Below are 20,815 nucleotides of genomic sequence, written 5' to 3' on the forward strand. Positions count from 1 at the left end.
GTCATTCGGATTTTTTCGTGACTTTTAGAATAACATCAATTTTTAATATAGAAGTTCTGCTGAAGCAATTTTAGCAGAACTTTTTTTTGATCAATATTTATCTATGATAAAAGGAAATATCAAAAGTTAAATCACGGTACTATATTTGAGCTGTGGGCTAAATAAATTAGATTTGTACAAAATCAATATTAGCCTTTATGTTAGTACCTTTTGATAGCCTGGCCGATAGCTCCAGAGTATGGATTTATCAGGCCAACAGGTCTTTTACCGAAGAAGAAATTCAGGAAATTTCTAAAAAACTGGATCTCTTTATTGAGAAATGGACCGCTCATGGTGCAGATCTCAAAGCTTCTTACGAAATTAAATACAATCGTTTTATAACTATAGCCCTGGACCAGCAACTTAATGCCGCTTCAGGATGCTCTATAGATGCTTCTGTGCAGTTCATTCAGCAACTGGAAAAGGAATACAATGTAGATCTACTTGATAAAATGAATGTATCCTATAAACAGGGAGAATTCATCGCTTATAAAAGTTTAACCGATTTTAGAAAAATGGCCAAACAGCGTGCGGTTTCCCCGAATACTATAGTCTTTAATAACCTGGTAAATAATAAGGCCGAATATCTTTCAGACTGGGAAGTTCCGGCGTCTGAAAGTTGGCATAAACGATTTATGAATTAATGAAGTTGAAGCAGCCCCTGCCGTCTTACATCTTACTTTTATTTTTATTTATTTCTTTTAATGGTTCTTCACAAATCGAAGATCCATTATTGGCTGATGATCTCTTGGCACAAAAGGCCTGGGTAGACAGTATCTACGATTCCATGTCGCTGAAACAAAAAGTTGGCCAGTTGTTCATGGCTAGTATCTGGTCTAAAAATGACAACGAGGCCGATAGCATCAGGAAGCAAATCAAAGAAAATCATATAGGCGGACTTATTTTTTCCAAAGGAGGTCCGGTTAAACAGGCCCAGCTTACCAACGAATTCCAGGAAATGTCTGATGTACCCCTACTAATTGTAATGGATGCCGAATGGGGCCTGGCGATGCGACTGGATAGTACTTATGCCTTGCCATGGAACATGACCCTGGGAGCCATTCAGGACAATAAATTAGTAGAAGAAGCGGGTGCTGCGATTTCAAGGCATACGAAGAGATTGGGAGTTCATTTTAATTTTGCTCCGGTTGTAGATATTAATACTAATCCCGATAATCCCATTATTGGGAATCGTTCCTTTGGTGAAGATAAATTCAACGTAACTCAGAAGGCTCTCGCTTTTATGGATGGAATGCATCGGGAAGGGGCTTTAAGCAGCGCCAAACATTTTCCTGGCCATGGGGACACAGATTCAGATTCACATAAAACTTTGCCAACAATCAGTTTTTCTTCAGAAAGGATAGATAAAGTAGAGTTGTATCCTTACAAGGAATTGATCCCTAATGGACTTAGTAGTATCATGGTGGCTCATCTTAACGTGCCTGAACTGGAAGCTGAAAACGGGACTCCGGCGTCTTTATCTCAAGCTATTATTACCGATGTGCTAAAGGATAATATGAGTTTTAGTGGGCTCATTTTTACTGATGCGCTTGATATGAAAGGAGTTTCCAGAAATAAGGAGCCTGGAGAAGTAGATCTGGATGCATTTCTTGCAGGTAATGATGTTCTTCTTATGAGTGAAGATATAGGGAAGGCTTCAAAAAGTATTGTGGACGCGGTTAATTCGGGACAAATTTCAGAAGAAAGACTTGAACTTTCCGTTAAAAAAATATTGAAGGCAAAATATAAGGTTGGATTGAATGAATTTAAGCCTATAGAGACCAAAAATTTAATTGCAGACCTATATACGACCCAAGACGAAGCCTTGCTCGAAGAGCTTTTCGAGAATGCCGTGACGGTGGTTAAAAATAATAAGGCACTCGTACCGGTGAAAAAACTGGATAAAAAGAAGATAGCCTATGTTAATTTCGGAAATGATGATGGCAGCCCGTTTCTGGATCAAATGAAAAAATATGCTAGCGTAGATTGGGTGAAAGCAGCGAATCTTTCAGATCTCCTTGAGAAACTTGAGGATTATAATTACGTGGTGGTTGGGTTTCATAAACCAGATACCAGCCCCTGGGCATCCTATAAATTTTCAGATAAAGAACTGGTATGGTTGCATGAGATCGCCAGAAAGAACAAAACAGTACTTTCACTTTTTGCCAGGCCTTATGCATTGCTTGATATTAAAAGCTTTGCCAATCTTGAGGGAATTATTGTTGGTTATCAGAATAATCCGGTAGCCCAAAGGAAAGTTGCTCAGGTTTTGTTTGGAGGAGTAAATGCTAAAGGAAAGCTTCCCGTAAGTATAAAAGACGAATTTCCGGTTGGGACTGGTTTTAATACTAATAATATTGAAAGGCTTTCTTACGGGATGCCGGAAACTGTTGGGATGAATTCTGCTCATCTGGCAAAAATCGATAGTATAATGCAAATAGCTATTGATAAAGAGATGACTCCGGGAGGTCAGATCCTGATAGCTCGAAAAGGAAAAGTGGTTTATAATAAGAATTTCGGCTATCAAACCTATGAAAAAGAAATTCCGGTAACCGATACTACTATTTATGATCTAGCCTCTTTAACCAAGATCCTGGCCACGCTCCCTTTGGTTATGGAGCTTGATGAGAAAGAAGTACTGAATTTTGACACTAAACTAGGAGAACTTCTTCCGCAAATGATAGGTTCAAATAAGGAAAAGATAAGATTACAGGATATGCTAATGCATTATGGTCGTTTGCAAGCCTGGATCCCGTTTTACATCTCAACGCTAGACCCAAAGACAAAGAAACTCTCTGCCGATTATTATAGTGAGACTCCATCTGACCTTTTCAATACACAGGTGGCAGATAAAATGTATATAAGAAAGGATACTGGCGATACAATTATCAACATAATAAAGGAGAGCGACCTGGAAAGACGTCTTCAGTATAAATACAGCGACCTGCCATATTATTTACTTAAATACTACCTTGAATCTTATTATCAAACCTCTTTGCAGAACCTTACCCAGGAACATATTTACAAGCCTATGGGTGCGAGCTATACCGGATACTTGCCAAGAACCCGTTTTGACAGCACTCAAATTGCTCCTACAGAAAATGACCTACTATGGAGGAACCAGGTAGTCAGGGGTTATGTTCATGATCAGGGTGCGGCTATGCAGGGCGGAATTGGAGGTCATGCCGGTCTATTTAGCACAGCTAATGATGTTGCCAAGATCATGCAGACCTATATGAATGGCGGTACCTATGGTGGAGAGAAATTTCTTGATAAGGAAACCATAGATAAGTATAACACCTGCTATTATTGCGAGGATAATGTACGAAGAGGGGTTGGGTTCGATAAACCCCAATTAGGGGAGGCAGGACCTACATGTAATTGCGTTTCTATGATGAGTTTTGGCCATAGTGGTTTTACCGGCACTTTTGCATGGGCAGACCCGGAAGAAGAGATTGTTTACGTATTTTTGTCTAATAGAACTTATCCCGATTCGAATAACCGAAAATTAATAAGGGAAGATATAAGATCTGAAATTCAGAAAGTTATTTACGAATCTATATATTATTAATTGATGAAAATTGCCATTGTTTGTTATCCTACCTTCGGAGGAAGTGGAGTAGTAGCTACAGAGTTAGGCCTTGCACTTTCCAGAAGAGGTCACGAGGTGCATTTTGTGACCTACAAACAACCGGTTCGGCTGGAAACCATATCCAGTAATATCAGGTTTCATGAAGTAAATGTTCCTGAATATCCCCTTTTCCATTACCAGCCATATGAACTTGCCTTAAGCAGTAAATTGGTGAATGTTGTGAAAAATTACGGGATAGAACTTTTGCATGTACATTATGCAATTCCTCACGCCTATGCGGGATACATGGCCAAAAAAATGCTTGAGGAAGAGGGAATATCCATTCCTATGGTTACGACCCTGCATGGTACAGATATTACTCTTGTAGGAAATCACCCGTTCTATAAACCGGCAGTTACCTTTAGTATAAACAACAGCGACTTTGTAACTTCAGTTTCTGAAAGCCTTAAAGAGGATACTTTGAAATTTTTCAATATAAAGAAAGATATTGATGTTATTCCGAACTTTATTGATGTTTCGAAATTCAAGCAGCAGATCTTTACAGACTGTCAGAGGGAATTAATGGCGCATGATGATGAAAAGATCATTACCCATGTGAGTAACTTCAGAAAAGTCAAGAGAGTCGAAGATGTGGTAAAGATCTTTTTTGAAGTTCAGAAGAATTTAAAGGCTCGTTTAATGATGGTTGGAGAAGGACCGGAAAGAGAAACAGCTGAGAAACTTGTTAGAGAATTAGGGATCCGCGATCGCGTTCTGTTCCTGGGACAAAGTAATGAGATCGATAAGATCTTATGCTTCTCAGACCTCTTTTTATTACCATCTGAAACAGAAAGTTTTGGACTTGCAGCACTTGAAGCAATGGTTCACTCGGTACCTGTAATATCCTCTAATACAGGTGGTTTACCTGAAGTTAATATTGGAGGTTTTTCTGGGTATCTTCATGATGTGGGTGATGTGAAGGGTATGGCTGAAAGTGCTATTTCCATACTTGCCGATCATGATACTCTAATGAAATTTAAGAAACAGGCAGGAGAAGCGGCTGAGAAATTCGATATAAATAATATAGTTCCCATGTATGAAGAGTTATATCAAAAAGCTCTGATCAAAGCATAAAAAAAAAAGTGGAGAATCAATTCTCCACTTTTTCATTTCTTAAACCTATCTATTTAAGAAAATCTAAAACTGATATCTTATTCCTAAAGCGATGTCTGGTGAAAAATCATCATGATCTCTATAATCAGAGAATCCTATCTCTGGTCTGAAATCTAGTGATAGTAGTAGCGGGAAATCAAAATTATATTCTAACCCGATATCTCCTGCGATTAACGCAAAAAGACCATCATCATAGTCTATATCATCACGACGATTATCGTCATAACTACCCAATCCAGCACCGGCACCTACGTACCAATTGAATCCTCCTTCAATATTCCAGACCCACTGGTAAAGTCCCACCAATTTGATGGCATCATAATTACTGTCATTTCTCCAGCCCAGATCTAATTCCAGACGGTTGTTATCGCCTCCAATAGCTCTTTGGTATGAAACTTCAGCGCCATAACTGTTTCCACCACCAATTCTTAAACCAATTGCGTTTTCAGAAATAGTCTGAGCGTTAGTCTGACTAAAAAAAACAGCTCCAAATGTAAAAGCTGCCAATAGAACTAATTTTTTCATGTTTGATTGTTTTATTAGATGGAACAAATTTAATTTGAATACCGTTAGTAAAACGTCCTGGCTAGCAAATGTATTGTTAATATTAATTAAAAAACTGTTAAGCAGAGAAAGAGAAAACTTCTAAATTTGAGTATGAAAATGAAGGCAGCCCTAAATCAACTATCTGAACAGCTCCAGGGAAAGTTACAATATGACGCCCTTTGGAAAACAATATATGCTACCGATGCGTCGGTATATCGTGAAATGCCATTAGCGGTAAGTTTCCCGAAGAATGATGATGACCTGGTTAAACTTATCAATTTTGCAAAAGAGCATAACACCTCATTAATACCAAGGACTGCAGGAACCTCTCTGGCGGGGCAATGCACTGGAGATGGGATTGTAGTAGATGTCTCCAAGCATTTTACCGATATTATTAAAATTGATAAGAACCGTAAAATGGTTACCGTTCAACCAGGCGTTATAAGGGACGACCTGAACAGGAGGCTTGAAAAACATGGCTTGTTCTTCGGGCCAAATACCTCTACGTCTAATAGATGCATGATAGGGGGGATGGTAGGAAATAATTCCAGTGGAACTACTTCCATAAAATATGGAACAACCAGGGATAAGATCATTTCGTTAAAGGTTATCCTAAGCGATGGTTCTAGAGCTGAATTCAAAGACCTTACTCCTGAAGAATACCAGGCAAAACTTAAGTTGAAAAACCTGGAGGGCAAGATCTACCGGTTGATTAATGAAAAATTAGGCGATAAAAAAAATCAGGAGGAAATATTAAAAAATTACCCTCCTGCCGAATTGCATAGGCGTAACACTGGTTATGCGATCGATGAATTACTTACCTCAGAAATTTTTGAACCAGGGAAGGGTAAATTCAATTTCTCAAAACTGATTGCAGGTAGTGAAGGAACCCTGGCTTTTATCACCGAGATAACTCTTCAGTTGGATGATCTACCTCCAAAATATACCGCTATGGTAGCGGCACATTATCCAAGTATAGATTCATGCATGCAGGCCGTAGTGCCGGCTATGAAGCACTCTCTGTATACTTGCGAAATGATGGATAAAGTGATCCTGGATTGCACTAAGGAAAGTTTGAAATACAGGGAGAATCGCTTTTTTATTGAAGGTGATCCGCAGGGTATCCTGATGCTGGAATTAAGAAGCGATTCAGAATCTGATCTTCAGGATCAGGTTAATTCACTATTGGAAACCTTGAATGAATCTGGCCTGGGATATGCTTTTCCTGTGCTCTTTAATGAGCAAATAGAATTGGCGCTTGAACTTAGGAAGGCAGGTCTGGGACTGCTGGGAAATATGAAAGGGGACAGAAAAGCCGTAGCCTGTATTGAAGATACCGCTGTAGCTCTACCGGTCTTGGCAGATTATATTTCAGATTTCAGCAAGATCATGAAATCTTATGATCAACAAGCAGTTTATTATGCTCATGCCGGCGCCGGGGAGATACATTTACGACCAATCCTGAATTTAAAGAAATCTCCTGATGTAAAACTGTTCAGGAGCATCACTAAAGATGTCGCTGAACTGGTTAAGCGCTATAATGGCTCTTTAAGCGGTGAACATGGAGACGGAAGGGTGAGAGCTGAATTTATCGAGTTGATGTTCGGCAGACACATCTATGAATTACTGAAAGCGGTTAAATACGTTTTTGATCCTCAAAATATTTTCAATCCTGGTAAGATCGTGGATGCTCCTGCCATGGACACCTCCCTGAGATATGAACCAGACAGGATTGAGCCGGAGATCGACACTATCATGGATTTTTCTGATGCCGATGGTGTTTTGCGGTTAGCTGAGAAATGTAACGGAAGTGGCGATTGTCGTAAATCTGTTGAAGCTGGGGGAACCATGTGTCCAAGCTACCGTGCAACCAAAGATGAAAAAGACACTACAAGAGCCAGGGCAAATGCGCTTCGGGAATTTTTAACAAATTCAGATAAACCAAATCGCTTTGATCATCCTGAATTAAAGGAGGTACTTGACCTATGCATCAGCTGTAAAGGCTGTAAAAGCGAGTGCCCTTCAAATGTGGATATGGCTGCCCTTAAAGCTGAATTTCAGCATCAGTACCATAAAAGCAATAAACCCAGTTTCAGAGATAAGGCTTTTGCCAATATTACCCAACAGAATGAAAGGGCTTCGAAATTCCCTGGTATCTCGAGATTTGTGCTTTCTAATGGGTTTACCTCCGGAATTGCAAAAAAGCTCCTGGGAGTTGCACCGGAAAGGGAATTACCACTGGTAGGAAAACAAACCCTAAAGGCTTATTATTTAAAGAACAGGGAAAAGTTCAATATTAAGGATCCTATTAAAACGGTTTATCTTTTTAATGATGAATTTACCAATTATCTGGACGTACAGGTTGGTAAAGATGCTTTGAATCTGCTGGCCAAACTACGGTACAGGGTTTTGATAGTAGATCACCCTGAAAGCGGAAGAAGCCAGATATCTAAAGGATTTCTTTCAAAAGCTAAGGTTCTGGCAAATAAAAATGTTGCTATTTTCAAGGACCTTATTTCAACTGAGACCCCATTGATCGGGGTAGAACCATCTGCAATTTTGAGTTTCAGAGATGAATACCTCAGGCTGGCAGATGATAAGACTGCAGCAAATACTCTTGCAAAAAACAGTTTCATAATTGAAGAATTCCTGAAGCAGGAAATTTCAGAAGGCAATATAAAAGCAGAACAATTCACCCAAAATCAAGCTACTATAAAAGTTCATGCGCATTGCCATCAAAAAGCACTTTCTAATGCTTCAAGAACCTTTGATATCCTAAATCTGCCGAAAAATTATAAGGTTACGATCATTCCTTCAGGATGTTGCGGAATGGCCGGTTCTTTTGGTTATGAGAAAGAACACTATGAAATAAGCATGAGAATTGGAGAGAATTCCTTATTTCCAGCGGTAAGAAAAAGTGATAAATCGGTGATTATTTCGGCTAATGGAACAAGTTGCCGTCACCAAATAAAAGATGGTACTGGAAGACAGGCGCTTCATCCTGTAACTATACTTAGAAATGCCCTTAATAGAGTCTAAAATGCCGTCTATGTTAATAGTTTTTTAAAATTATTTTCAGGCAAGCTTAAAACAGTATTTTTAGCCTTTTGCATCAGAACTTACAATTAATGATAGAGGGAGATCCTAGGATTACGGAGTTAGAAGAACGACTACTTAAGAAGGAAGATGAGCTGGAAAAGCTTAGGCAGGAAAATGAGTCTCTTAAAAACTCAAATCTTGATTTACAGGAAGAAATTTATCAATTCAAAGGGCTGGTATATACTTCAACTTCCCTAATTACATTCCTTAAAGGACCAGATTATATTGTCGAATTTGCCAATGAACCTATCAAAGAGGTCTGGGGTAAGGGAGATAATGTAGAAGGCAAATCTCTTTTGGAAGTTCTTCCAGAATTACGCACTCAGGGAATTAAAGATTATCTCGACCAGGTTTTTTATCAGGGAGAGCCCTTCCATGCCAGAAGCCTGCCGGTGGAGCATGATAAGAATGGAGAGATGATAAAACACTATTTCGATTTCTCCTATATGCCTCAGTACAATGCAGATAAGGAAATAATTGGTATAGGTATCATTGCTCAGGATGTGACCGACCGCATAAAGACGGAAATCGAGTTAAAAGAAAGTGAGCATAGATATAAGGATCTAATTCATTCTTCAAATTCCTTGATAGCTATTTTACGGGGACCAGATATGGTAATTGAAATCGCGAATGATGCTATTAAAAAAGTTTGGGGAAAAGGTCCAGATGTTGAAGGCCGCTCCTTATTCGACGTACTTCCGGAGATTGTTGACCAGGGAATGCCTGAAATTTTCAGAAATGTATATGAAACTGGAGAAGCCTTTTTTGCCCAGGAGAGCCCTATAATGCACTTGAAGGATGGTGAGATGATCCTTGGCTATTTTGATTTTATATACCAGGCGCTGAAAGATTCGAATGGCGAAATTGAAGGAGTTTCTATTATTGCTAGTGAAGTTACCAACCAGGCCTTATTAAATAAACAGATTAAAAAGAGCGAAAGAGAATTTCGCGAGCTGGTAAATTTCATGCCACATAAGATAAGTCTTAGCGATGCTGAGGGAAACCCTGTTTTTTATAATCAAAGCTGGTTGAATTTTGTCGGCAAAACTTTTGAGGAATTTCTTGGTCAATCTTACCTTGACATGTTGCATCCTGAAGAAAGAGAGGATATAGAGAAAGAGGTGGAAAGATGCCTGTCTACAGGTGAAAACCTGGATGTAGAGGTTCAAATAAGGGATAAAGATGGAAATTACATCTGGCACCTTTCAAAGGCTACACCCATTAAGGATGAAGAAGGAAATATAACTTCCTGGATAAGTTCAAGTACCGAGATCCAGAAATTAAAAGAAGACGAGAAGAGGCAGGAAGATTTTCTTAAACTGGTAAGTCACGAGTTAAAGACCCCTGTAACCTCTATTAAGGGCTATATTCAGCTGTTATTATCATTACTCCCGGAAGATATGGGAGATACTGAGAAACGCCTTCCAATCAAGCCTTATTTAAACCGTATTGAAACCCAGGTAGAAAGGTTGATCAGGCTATTATCTGAAATGCTCGATCTTTCCCGGATCGAACAGAATGAATTGGATCTGAAAATTGAAAAATTCAATTTAAATTCGCACATTATGGAGATCCTGGAAGATTTGAAATATTCCAATAAGAACGTAGAATTGGAACTTGAGCAGGATTTAAATTGTGATGTGCATGCAGACAGGGACAGGATAGGACAGGTGGTCATTAATTTTGTTACTAACGCCCTGAAATATTCTCCTGATAGTAACCGTGTGAAATTAAGGATCTATGAACCCGAAAAGGACCATGTGTCAGTTAGTGTAGAAGATTTCGGAATTGGCATTAACGAAAAAGAACAAAATCAGATATTTAAAAGATTTTACAGGATTTCAGGTAATAATGACGATACTTACGAAGGCTTTGGAATAGGCCTTTATCTCTCGAACGAGATCATTGAAAGACATAATGGAAAAATATATGTAAAAAGCGAGTTAGGCAAAGGCTCAGAATTTACTTTTACCATCCCTCTAAATCACCAAAAACAAAATGGCTAAAATTTTAATTGTTGACGACGACCAGACCATTGGTTTAATGCTTAAGGATATTCTTGAGTTTAGCGGTCACAATGTTACCGTTTCACAGCAACCAAAGAAGACCAAGGAGAATATCAAGGATAATGATATTGAACTTATTCTCCTGGATAAATTGATCTCTGGAGTCGATGGGACCGACGTTTGTAAAAAGCTCAAACAGGATGAAGAGGTAGCTCATATTCCGGTTCTTATGATGTCTGCGCTTCATAACGTTGATGAAATATGCAAATCTGCAGGTGCGGTAGATTTTCTGGCTAAGCCATTCGATATGGAAACTCTAATAGAAAAGATCGATCAGATTTTGGAAAATGAAGATAAAGCTTCCTGAATTTAATCTTTCTTCTGAAGGATAGTTGTTGCTGCGACCACGGGATTTGTTATTTTTCTTTTTTTTAATTCTGAATGGTAAATCAGTTCCCATTTCTTGTTCTGGTATTCCAGGGCGGTCAGGTTTTCTGTCCAGTCACCAGAATTTAGATAAAGGCAGGTACTGTTCTTAATGACTTTCCTGATCATTCTTGGTTGGTGGATATGGCCGCAAATAACATATTTATAGCCTTGTTCTATAGCAAGCTCTGCTGCCGTTTTTTCAAAATCTGAAATAAATTTTAGAGCGCTTTTCACACTGCTTTTGATCTTTTTTGAAAGGGAATATTTTTTTCTTCCGGTCTTTACAAGGAACCAATTAAGAAACCTGTTAAGTAAGGTTAGAAGGTCATAACCCCAGCCACCTAGCTTGGCGATCCATTTGGCTTTAGTAACTGATACATCAAAGATATCTCCATGAAAGAACCATGCTTTTTTTCCATCCAGATCGAGTATTAACTTATCAACGATACTAAATTCTCCCATTTTCATATCGCTGAATTTTCTTAACATCTCATCGTGATTTCCCGTAATATAAATAACTTCTGTACCCTTAGTATTAAGCTCCAGGATCTTTTGTATCACCTCCAGATGAGATTGTGGAAAGTAACTTTTTCTGAATTGCCAGATATCTATGATGTCGCCATTTAGGATGAGCTTTTTAGGCTGAATAGTATTTAAATATTCCAGTAGTTCTTTCGCATGACATCCAAAAGTACCAAGGTGTACATCTGAAATAACGACTATTTCGGGTTTCCTTTTTTTCAATCGCTCTTATACATTTATGGGCAAAGGTTAATTATTATCTTAACTTACAGCTTAGTGCATATTTAAAATTTGATTTCTAAATGGTTAAAATGAGCGCGGTTTGTTATCATAACATTAAATAGGATTCCATTTTTAAATATGTCCTTAAAAAATTACATTTGTTCAAAAACCTTCTGATGCCCGGAAATTCCTTTGGTAAAATGTTTAAACTAACCACTTTTGGCGAATCACATGGTGTGGCCATAGGGGGTGTGATCGATGGTTGTCCAGCAGGACTCGAGATCGATATAGAAAGTGTTCAAAATGATCTTAATAGAAGACGTCCAGGACAATCTGCTATTGTTACTCAAAGAAAGGAACCCGATACGGTGGAATTTCTCTCCGGAATCTTTGAAGGCAGATCAACAGGAACTCCAATTGGCTTTACCATTAAAAATGCCAACCAGAAGTCCAAGGATTATTCTCATATAAAAGATACTTATCGTCCTTCCCATGCAGATTATACTTATGATGAAAAGTATGGCGTTCGTGATTATCGTGGCGGTGGAAGGTCTTCAGCAAGAGAAACTGCATGCAGGGTAGTGGCCGGAAGCATAGCCAAACAATTCCTCAAGAATATTGAGATCAATGCCTTTGTCTCTTCAGTGGGGAAAATGGAGTTGCAGAAAAATTATACTGAATTGGATTTTTCAGAAATCGAAAAAAATCCAGTGCGTTGTCCAGATCCTGAGTTGGCGTCAAAAATGGAAGCCTATATTAAGGAAGTAAGGGCTGAAGGTGATACCGTGGGTGGGACAGTGCAGTGTGTGATTAAAAATGTTCCAAAAGGTTTGGGAGAACCTGTATTTGATAAGCTCCATGCAGAACTCGGGAAAGCCATGCTTTCAATAAATGCCGTAAAAGGATTTGAATATGGTAGTGGTTTTGAAGGAACGAAAATGAGAGGAAGTGAACATAATGATCATTTTAATACCGACGGTACTACTAAAACAAATTTGAGCGGTGGTATTCAGGGAGGAATTTCCAACGGAATGGATATCTATTTCAAGGTTGCTTTTAAACCGGTAGCCACACTTATACAAAAGCAAAACACGATCAACTCGAAAGGAGAAGAGGTAGAGATGCAGGGCAAGGGACGTCATGATCCTTGTGTAGTGCCCAGAGCAGTTCCAATCGTAGAATCTATGGCTGCCCTGGTGTTAGCCGACTTTTTTCTTCAGAATAAATCATCCAAAATCTAATTATTAGAAAACTCATAAAATGAAAAAACTTGCACTGCATTGGCAGATATTATTAGGAATGGCAGCCGGGGTAGTATTTGCCCTTATAATGACCAATTTTAGTTGGGGAGCAGATTTTGTTGGTGATTGGATCAAACCTTTTGGTAATATCTTCATTAATGCTCTTAAGTTAATTGCAGTGCCATTGATCCTGGCATCTCTTATCAAGGGAATATCAGATCTTAAAGATATATCGAAGTTATCTAAAATGGGTACGCGTACTATCGCGACCTATATTATGACCACCGTAATCGCTGTAAGTATTGGTCTGGTCCTGGTAAATGTCATTGGTCCTGGAAGAACAATTTCAGAAGAAACACGAAGTGACCTTATCGCAAGTTATGAAGGCGATGCTTCGGTAAGGATCACCGATGCTCAAAAGCAGAAGGAAGCCGGACCTTTGCAGGCTCTGGAAGATCTAGTGCCTAGTAATATTTTTGGTGCTGCCAGTGACAATGCTAACATGTTACAGGTTATATTCTTTGCTATTTTCTTCGGAATAGGCCTGATCCTTATCCCGGAAAAAACAGCAAAACCCGTCAAGGAATTTTTTGATGGCTTTAATGAGGTCATCCTGAAGATGATAGATATTATAATGCTTACCGCACCTTATGGTGTATTTGCGCTTTTAGCAGCCCTGGTAGTGGAGTCGCCAAGTACAGATCTTTTTGCAGCCCTGGCAATGTATGCTCTAACCGTGTTGGTAGGTCTTGCCTTGATGATTGGCGTCTATGTATTGCTGGTTTGGATATTTACCAAGAACACTCCGTCATTCTTCATTAACGGGATCGCTCCGGCCCAGCTTCTGGCATTCTCCACAAGTTCAAGTGCCGCAACCCTTCCTGTAACTATGGAAAGGGTAGAAGAGCATATGGGAGTTCACAGGGAAGTTACCAGTTTCGTTTTGCCAATTGGTGCAACCATTAACATGGATGGTACAAGTTTATACCAGGCAGTTGCGGCGGTTTTTATAGCTCAGGCTTTCGGAATGGATCTTAGTTTAGGAGCACAATTAGGAATTATTGCTACTGCTACTCTGGCCTCTATAGGTTCAGCAGCAGTTCCCGGAGCGGGAATGGTAATGCTGGTGATCGTTCTGGCACAGGCAGGAATTCCCGAAGCAGGTTTAGCACTAATCTTTGCAGTAGACAGACCACTTGATATGTGTAGAACTACGGTGAATGTTACTGGTGATGCGGCAGTTTCTTTAATGGTTGCAAAATCTGTAGATATGATGGGACCTCCTAATGTGAAGGAATGGGATGATGATTATCACCCTGAACCAGAAAATATCTCTGAAACCGAAAAGGTTTAATCCAGAAATTTAGCTTTTAGTTCGGGAGTAGGGATCATACATTGATCTTTTCTCCCGAACCATTTATAACGGTTACTGGCAATAAGATCATAAATTCCATCCCTGAAAACTTCAGGAATAAACAGGAAGTTTTTAAGTAAAGAATAACCTCCGGAAAGATCTCTCGAGATCTCAAGGGCGGCTGTCGATTTTCGATAATAAGCTACTCCAGGATCGATAAGAATTATAGAGTCTATTTCCTCAGGATCCAGCCCTCTTTCTTCAACAAGCTTTTTTCCCAGTTCACTTTGCAGTGACGCGAATCTAAAAATATCTTTCTTGTCATGCTTTATGATACGCTGTACTGCTTCGTTACAAAGATTGCAAACCCCATCAAAGAGTACGATCTTCTTATTTTCAGGAATATCACTCATAATCTATTTTTTAGCAGACTGGACCAGTTCCAGTTGTTCCAATCCTACTGAAGTGGTAAACATACCATAATTTACAATAGCTTTTCCTTTTTCTATAGTATCAATAGAACCTACAGCTTTCCCGTCTTCCAGGCGAACGCGATCACCAACTTTTAGTTTTGCCTTTGGCTTGTTGGCCTCCTGCTTTTTGATCTGTTCTTCCTTCTTTTTCTCTTCTTTTTTCTTTTCGCGGATAGGTTTGATCTTTTTCTGAACCTCCTGCTTTAGTTGCCTTTCTTTGGCCTTTTTGGCTTTCTGCTTTTTTATATCCTCTTTCTTCCTTTTGGAGTTCTCAATTTCGACCATTTTCAGGAATTCACCTATCAGCTCTTTCTTCTTTTTATTGCTGAAGTATTTTTCGCTGAGATCATTCACTTTTTGCCCCAGGTAAATAAGCCTTTGATTTGAATCATAAAGTTCCTGGTAATTCTCCAGTTTCTGCTGGATCCTGGTGTTTATTTCCTCCAGTTTTTCCTTTTGCGCGGCGGCCTTTTCTTCCTTTTCTTTTAGTGAATCGGTGGTTTTTCTAAGAACAGAACGCTCTTTTTGAAGATTTGCGATACTCCTGTCAAAACGGATCTTACCTTTTTCCACCTTTTTCTTCGACCGATTTATAAGACTGTATGGTATTCCATTTTTCTGGGCTACCTCAAAGGTGAACGAACTTCCTGCTTCACCAACCTGAAGTTTATAAACCGGCTCTAATGTCTTATTATCGAACATCATGTTTGCGTTGCTCATTTCAGGCAATTCATTGGCCAGTTTTTTCAGGTTCGCATAATGCGTGGTCAAGATACCATAGGAACCTTTCTCATAGAAAACTTCTAGGAAAGTTTCAGCTAAAGCTCCACCTAGTTCCGGGTCACTACCGGTACCAAATTCATCTATAAGGAAGAGGGTCTTATCATCACATTTCCGAAGGAAATAATTCATGTTTTTCAACCTGTAACTGTAGGTACTCAGGTGATTTTCAATAGACTGATTATCGCCAATATCAGTAAGTATCTTTTTGAAAAGACACATTCGGCTATATTCATGAACAGGGATGAGCAATCCACTTTGCAGCATAACCTGCAGCAATCCTACAGTTTTAAGAGTAATACTTTTTCCACCTGCATTTGGTCCAGAAATAACCATAATGCGATTATCTGGCATTAACTCTATACTCTGCGGAAAGGTCTTTTCGCCCTTCTTTTTATTATTCAGGTAAAGCAGGGGGTGATAAGCCTCTTTTAAATGCAGCTCCCTGTCTTTGGTAACTTTCGGGAGTATGCCATTGATCTTTTCAGCATATTTGGATTTGGCAGAAATAACATCGATATCGCTAAGAAGTTCCTGGTATTCTATCAAAATTTCCCGATATGGGCGAGCAAATTCTGTAAGCTCCTTTAGAATTCTCTTTACTTCTTCTTTTTCTTCATACTCTAGATTATTCAATTCCCTGGTGTATCTGAAAGTAGTTTCCGGCTGAATATAAACGATACTTCCCGTTTTTGAATTCCCCATGATACCACCCTTTACTTTCCGGCGATACATGGCTTTTACGGCAAGAACGCGCACATTCTCCACAACACTTTCCTTGATCTCATCAAGATAACCGTAAGATTGGTAGGTGCTAAGTGCAGAATTAAAGCTGGTATTGATCTTTCCTCTAACCGAATTTATGGAGCGTCGAAGATCCTGCAAAAGGGGAGAAGCGTTATCTTTCATTTCCCCAAATCTGTCTATCACTGCATCGATCTTATCTGTTAAGCTATGATCAAATTCTATGTGAGCCACAGTTTCGGAAAGGGCCGGGTATGCCTCCCGGTATTTTTTAAAGTATTTAAGATGTGTGTTCACAGTTTCTGTGATCGCAGATATCTTTCTGAACCCACCAATCTCAATTACAGAGCCATCGATGCCCAGTAATTTGATTTCAGATTGTATTGAATCGAACCCATGATTTGGGATTGGTTGATCCTGGGTTTTAGAATTGAAATATTCATTGGTTTGGTTCAGACCAAAAACCGTTTTATTATAATTTGGATAAGGTTGAATTTTAAGGGCCTTTTCTTTTCCCTGTCCGGTGATGCATAATTCACTTACCTGCGCGCATACCACCGGAAACTCAAGATCATCAAGACTCCTGGAACTAATTTTAATCATATCAATTTTTCCCTACTTTTGAGGTCCTGCAAAGTTACTTAATCTCATGAACGTAAGAATACATCAAAGCTGGAAAAAAGAGCTTGATCAAGAATTTGAAAAAGAATATTTTAAAAACCTGATTAACTTTGTCAAGGAGGAATATTCAGAAAATAAATGTTTTCCTCCCGGCCCTGAAATTTTCGCTGCTTTCGATCACTCAAAATTTGAAGATACAAAAGTAGTCATCCTTGGGCAGGATCCTTATCACGGTCCCGGGCAGGCGAACGGACTCTGTTTTTCTGTGAAGGATGGAATTACACATCCTCCTTCGTTGATCAATATTTTCAAAGAGATAGAAACAGATCTTGATAAACCTATCCCGAACACCGGAAACCTGGAACGATGGGCAGACCAGGGAGTTTTATTGCTGAATGCTACTTTAACGGTTAGGGCACACCAGGCTGGGTCACATCAGAAAAAGGGTTGGGAAAAATTTACTGATAAGGTGATAAAAACCATTTCAGAAGAAAAAGAAAATGTCGTATTCCTTTTATGGGGAGGCTATGCAAAGAAAAAAGCAATATTAATAGATGATTCAAAACATCTTATTTTAACCAGTGGTCATCCTTCTCCTTTAAGCGCAAATCGCGGATATTGGTTTGGTAATAAACATTTTAGTAAGGCAAATGTTTACTTAAGGCAGCACGGAAAAAAAGAAATTACTTGGTAAATTTAAAAGACCGGCTTAATGGCCGGTCTTTCCTATTATAGTCACATTACTGATTTTACATTTCAAGCATCCTAACTTCTGCAATTCCTCCTACGAAAAGTTTATTTTCCAGGACCCATAGATTACCTTTTTTATCGAAAGTAATTGCGCTAGGATAAACAAGGTCTGAAGCTATTTCCATAACCATTTCACCAGTGTCTGGATCATAAGCCGATATGGAGCCTCCACCTGCTGGAACTGTTTCTGCGACTGAAGAAATCCAGCTATTAGAATCAAATTCCACTACATAAAGAAGTCCGTCAGGGCCAATTTCAACATCGATAACCGAAGTTAATCCTTCTATCAGGACATTACATTCATTTGAGCCTTCGATTTCTGAACAAACTAGATTATTAGCATCTGCAGGGAATTTCCAAACTCTGGATAATCCTATAGGAAGACCACCGTCAATCTCACCGGTTAATTCGCCAACATAAACATAGCCGTCTTCAGATATGGCGACTGATGTTGGTACGGGTTGCACATAGCAGTCTAAACCATCCTGATTAAATAAAACCATATATTCACCGTTTTCTACCGGAGGAGTAAGAATTGCTTTCCAGTCAATTTCGCCTTCCGTGGTCGCCTGTAAAACAGTATTTCCGGCGGCATCTGCTACCAGTACAGTTTCACCATCAAATGCACTAAGTTTGTATGGATTATTCTGTGGGCCGGCACTGAACCCACCGTAATTTTCACAATCCTGATTTTTCCATTTAGGGCCTTCAAAGGCATCGGGATCATTTTCACGTTCAAATTTCGCAAGGTCTGCCACCATGCGGACTTTTCCTTTGGAAGCACGATACAATTCACCATTCTGAGCCAAATCGGTTCCTGCGGTGGTGAAGAAAGCATTTCCCGCACCTATGGACTCAACTCCCTGGATATCGGTTTCAGTATCAAGGCCAATCATAGTGGAAATTTCTCCATTCTTGATAAGTTTAATACTTCTGTTTCCCGAAAACTCATTCACTCCCACCATAATACTTCCGTCAGGAGTAGTAGAAATATCAAAAACGATACTTCCGGGAAATTCATAAGGACCTGTTGATTCCATTTTTTTAGCTGACAGATCACTGGATTCCTGTATCAGACTTTCAGATTCTTTTTCACAACCAAGGATAATTGCAATGGAAAGGAATAGTAAAGTAAGCCATCTTAATTTGTGTCGTTTAGATTTTAAAATCTTCATAATGATAATTTTTGGTTAATTATTTACACAATTACCAAGCATGAAGGTTTTGACCGTAGTTTCGGGTTATAGGCATTATTGCAGGCGATAACTTCAATCGCCAGTATGGTAATGCAATAGTTTCACTAATAATTAAATTGTCCTGAACTAAACTTAGGGGCTTAAAAATAGCATTGTAAAAAAGGGGGGGAGGTTTAGACTTTTCTGAAACCTGTTTTATAAAATAACCTGGAATCAGATTAAGTTAGCTTAAGTTCTTTTATAGCCCTATGAATATAAGGATACACGCGAAAAAATGCAAATATTTGCGCGTAGAACCTTTATTTTTAGGTAGTTTAAAACTTTGAAAAGATTTCAATTCTTTGATTTCAATTGACCCATAAAGCTCATATTCTGATATTCTCCCGTATTTATGGAGGTTTTTACCTGGTTTAAAGCCTGGGCAGTTAACAGGACATTGTTTTTGGAATTTTTCTTGTCTGTATAATGCATTTCAGTTACCAAACCTTCTGAAAATTGCTTGATCAGCTTTGGATCTATATTCGGAAGGTCCTTACCCATAGAGCCTGATGAATTAAACAGTTGACTCATTTCAATTGGTGCTTCTAAAGTGTGGTAAACCTGGGCGATATATTCATCATTTTCAAGTTCTACACCTTTGCTTTTATAACCAATTATGGTTTTATCTGGCAGCTCCCTTATTTTAAAGTCGGCCATATCGCCTTGATTTTCTTGTCCATCCATAGAATGGATCTGGAGAATCTTATTATTTCCGGCTTCCATGAACATCACCAAAGCCTTTATATTTGAATCAAACACCATGGTCGCTTCTTCAGATTTTTCCATCTTTATTTTCATACCCTGGTAATTGGTGTTCTTTTTAAGAAGGATCAACAGATCTAGCGGATCTTGCTTCTGGTTTGGCATTTCCATTTTCAAGTGGTACTCCCACTCAAAACTGTAAGTGGAAGGCAAATCTCCTTTACCTACGCTACTATTTCTGGTGTTTGAAGGCATGGAATTATTATACACGGGATCATTTCCGCTACTATTTCCCTGCACTATGTTTCTTTCTCCTGGAGGTGTGGCATCGGCTCCCGCCATAAATAGATCCTGAAATGGCTGTTTTACTTCCACCGCTGCGGGAACACTAATGCTCACGGGAACATATTCAAATTTATAAGATCCATCACCCTGAGCCTGCTGTGTATTTACGTTAGCATATATTTCAGACAAACGTTCCTGGCTGTCGAACAAAACCCAGGAACCTTTATAATCTGGATCTTTATAGATGAACTTGGGGCAGTTTCCTCCACCCGGGCAGGGAGCGTTAGTTTCCTCGTAATCTCCGTTACGAAAATGTTCCGGCTTATAAATAAAAGCCCATTCCACGATCTGAAAAGTATTCATATTCAGCCCCTGTTCCTTTAGTTTTTGCGAAGCATCTAAACTTGGCCCTGCCGGCAGTTTTAATATCCCCATAGACATGGCCGGCATCATAAAGGCCATAGCGTCAGATCTCATTAATCCTGTCTTTTCCCATCTGCCTTCATGATCATTATATCCGTATTGATAGCCTTCGCTATCTATGTATATTTCTTTACCATTTGGAGCAAGTCCGCGGGCAGCAAGCTCGTCACTATCAAAATAATATTCACTTCCTTTTCCTTTACTATCAGATGTTTTTACAACAACATCATTGGTATAGAAAGATCTTTTAGCTTCGGTATTGATGAGTTTTGCCTCGTTAGCTCTTGTCGTTTCACCAGGAAGGATATTGTTTTTTTGAGTGGAATTAGGATTTACAACACTATCTATCGTGTTTCCTACGACTTGCTCCGTCTTTTCATCGGTTTTTTTTAATAAGACCTTTTCTGTTGTGTTCTCAATTTGCTTTTTGAGTTTTTTTAGAATTTGTGATTCCGCTGAAGAACAAACAAAAATTAGACTAATAACGAGTATAAGATATCTTGTTTTCATAACCTCTGCTTTTTTGATGATTTTAGGTGGTATTTTTAGAAATACCGTCGATCCTGAAAAAGGATGACCAGCAGGGGGTTAGAAGAAAAG

Annotated in this window: 15 protein-coding genes; 9 read left to right on the top strand and 6 right to left on the bottom strand. The window is 39.0% G+C overall.

The features are described 5' to 3' along the window. The first annotated feature begins 197 nt into the window (after window positions 1–197). Genes G3I01_RS13225 through bshA form a run of 3 tightly spaced genes read left to right on the top strand, consistent with a single transcriptional unit; the run spans window position 198 to window position 4,744 of the window. The gene (locus tag G3I01_RS13225; RefSeq protein ID WP_219548653.1) at window positions 198–683 is read left to right on the top strand and encodes an ABC transporter ATPase; all 486 of its coding nucleotides are present in this window, start codon (window positions 198–200) and stop codon (window positions 681–683) included. Next, window positions 683–3,610, top strand: a complete 2,928-nt coding sequence (locus G3I01_RS13230) for a glycoside hydrolase family 3 N-terminal domain-containing protein (protein WP_219548656.1) — start codon at window positions 683–685, stop codon at window positions 3,608–3,610. Before G3I01_RS13225 ends, G3I01_RS13230 begins: the two co-directional genes overlap by 1 nt. A 3-nt stretch (window positions 3,611–3,613) precedes the next feature. After that, the gene (gene bshA, locus G3I01_RS13235; RefSeq protein ID WP_219548658.1) at window positions 3,614–4,744 is read left to right on the top strand and encodes an N-acetyl-alpha-D-glucosaminyl L-malate synthase BshA; all 1,131 of its coding nucleotides are present in this window, start codon (window positions 3,614–3,616) and stop codon (window positions 4,742–4,744) included. A 63-nt stretch (window positions 4,745–4,807) separates the two neighbouring features. Here the strand turns inward: bshA and G3I01_RS13240 are convergent, their stop codons facing one another. Then, a complete protein-coding gene (locus G3I01_RS13240) occupies window positions 4,808–5,308 on the bottom strand; it encodes a hypothetical protein (RefSeq protein WP_219548660.1) in 501 nt (166 codons plus the stop codon). Between the two features lie 138 nt (window positions 5,309–5,446). On the opposite strand from G3I01_RS13240, the gene G3I01_RS13245 reads away from it, so the two are divergent. The 3 genes from G3I01_RS13245 to G3I01_RS13255 all read left to right on the top strand — a co-directional run bounded on the left by G3I01_RS13245 (window position 5,447) and on the right by G3I01_RS13255 (window position 10,801). Beyond that, window positions 5,447–8,368: an FAD-binding and (Fe-S)-binding domain-containing protein gene (locus G3I01_RS13245; RefSeq protein WP_219552831.1), complete on the top strand. Its 2,922-nt coding sequence runs from the start codon at window positions 5,447–5,449 to the stop codon at window positions 8,366–8,368. Window positions 8,369–8,457: 89 nt separating this feature from the next. Next, window positions 8,458–10,434 (top strand): PAS domain-containing sensor histidine kinase, encoded by a 1,977-nt coding sequence (locus G3I01_RS13250; RefSeq protein ID WP_219548662.1) that lies wholly within the window; start codon window positions 8,458–8,460, stop codon window positions 10,432–10,434. Continuing rightward, window positions 10,427–10,801, top strand: a complete 375-nt coding sequence (locus G3I01_RS13255; protein ID WP_219548664.1) for a response regulator — start codon at window positions 10,427–10,429, stop codon at window positions 10,799–10,801. The genes G3I01_RS13250 and G3I01_RS13255 overlap by 8 nt, the downstream gene beginning before the upstream one ends. Before the next feature lie 2 nt (window positions 10,802–10,803). On the opposite strand, the gene G3I01_RS13260 is transcribed toward G3I01_RS13255, so the two are convergent. Next, complete coding sequence (locus tag G3I01_RS13260) at window positions 10,804–11,607, bottom strand: UDP-2,3-diacylglucosamine diphosphatase (protein WP_219548665.1); 804 nt, start codon at window positions 11,605–11,607, stop codon at window positions 10,804–10,806. Between the two features lie 176 nt (window positions 11,608–11,783). Here G3I01_RS13260 and aroC point away from each other — a divergent pair, with 176 nt between their 5' ends. Together aroC and G3I01_RS13270 are read left to right on the top strand one after the other, a co-directional pair. After that, complete coding sequence (gene aroC, locus G3I01_RS13265) at window positions 11,784–12,848, top strand: chorismate synthase (RefSeq protein WP_219548667.1); 1,065 nt, start codon at window positions 11,784–11,786, stop codon at window positions 12,846–12,848. Between the two features lie 19 nt (window positions 12,849–12,867). Then, entirely contained in the window at window positions 12,868–14,202 is a 1,335-nt protein-coding gene (locus G3I01_RS13270) for a dicarboxylate/amino acid:cation symporter (RefSeq protein WP_219548669.1), read from the top strand. Here G3I01_RS13270 and G3I01_RS13275 read toward each other — a convergent pair. Both G3I01_RS13275 and G3I01_RS13280 read right to left on the bottom strand, forming a co-directional pair. Continuing rightward, on the bottom strand, window positions 14,199–14,615 hold the full coding sequence (locus tag G3I01_RS13275; protein ID WP_219548670.1) for a thiol-disulfide oxidoreductase DCC family protein: 417 nt from the start codon (window positions 14,613–14,615) through the stop codon (window positions 14,199–14,201). The genes G3I01_RS13270 and G3I01_RS13275 overlap by 4 nt on opposite strands. Before the next feature lie 3 nt (window positions 14,616–14,618). Continuing rightward, a complete protein-coding gene (locus tag G3I01_RS13280) occupies window positions 14,619–16,802 on the bottom strand; it encodes a DNA mismatch repair protein MutS (RefSeq protein WP_219548672.1) in 2,184 nt (727 codons plus the stop codon). A 46-nt stretch (window positions 16,803–16,848) separates the two neighbouring features. Here G3I01_RS13280 and G3I01_RS13285 point away from each other — a divergent pair, with 46 nt between their 5' ends. Next, entirely contained in the window at window positions 16,849–17,514 is a 666-nt protein-coding gene (locus G3I01_RS13285; protein ID WP_219548674.1) for a uracil-DNA glycosylase, read from the top strand. Between the two features lie 55 nt (window positions 17,515–17,569). On the opposite strand, the gene G3I01_RS13290 is transcribed toward G3I01_RS13285, so the two are convergent. Both G3I01_RS13290 and G3I01_RS13295 read right to left on the bottom strand, forming a co-directional pair. Continuing rightward, window positions 17,570–18,745 (bottom strand): ScyD/ScyE family protein, encoded by a 1,176-nt coding sequence (locus G3I01_RS13290; RefSeq protein WP_219548676.1) that lies wholly within the window; start codon window positions 18,743–18,745, stop codon window positions 17,570–17,572. A gap of 354 nt (window positions 18,746–19,099) precedes the next feature. Then, a complete protein-coding gene (locus tag G3I01_RS13295) occupies window positions 19,100–20,725 on the bottom strand; it encodes a hypothetical protein (RefSeq protein ID WP_219548678.1) in 1,626 nt (541 codons plus the stop codon). Between the last annotated feature and the right edge of the window lie 90 nt (window positions 20,726–20,815).

The sequence above is a fragment of the Gramella sp. MT6 genome (assembly GCF_019357415.1).
Lineage (GTDB): Bacteria > Bacteroidota > Bacteroidia > Flavobacteriales > Flavobacteriaceae > Christiangramia.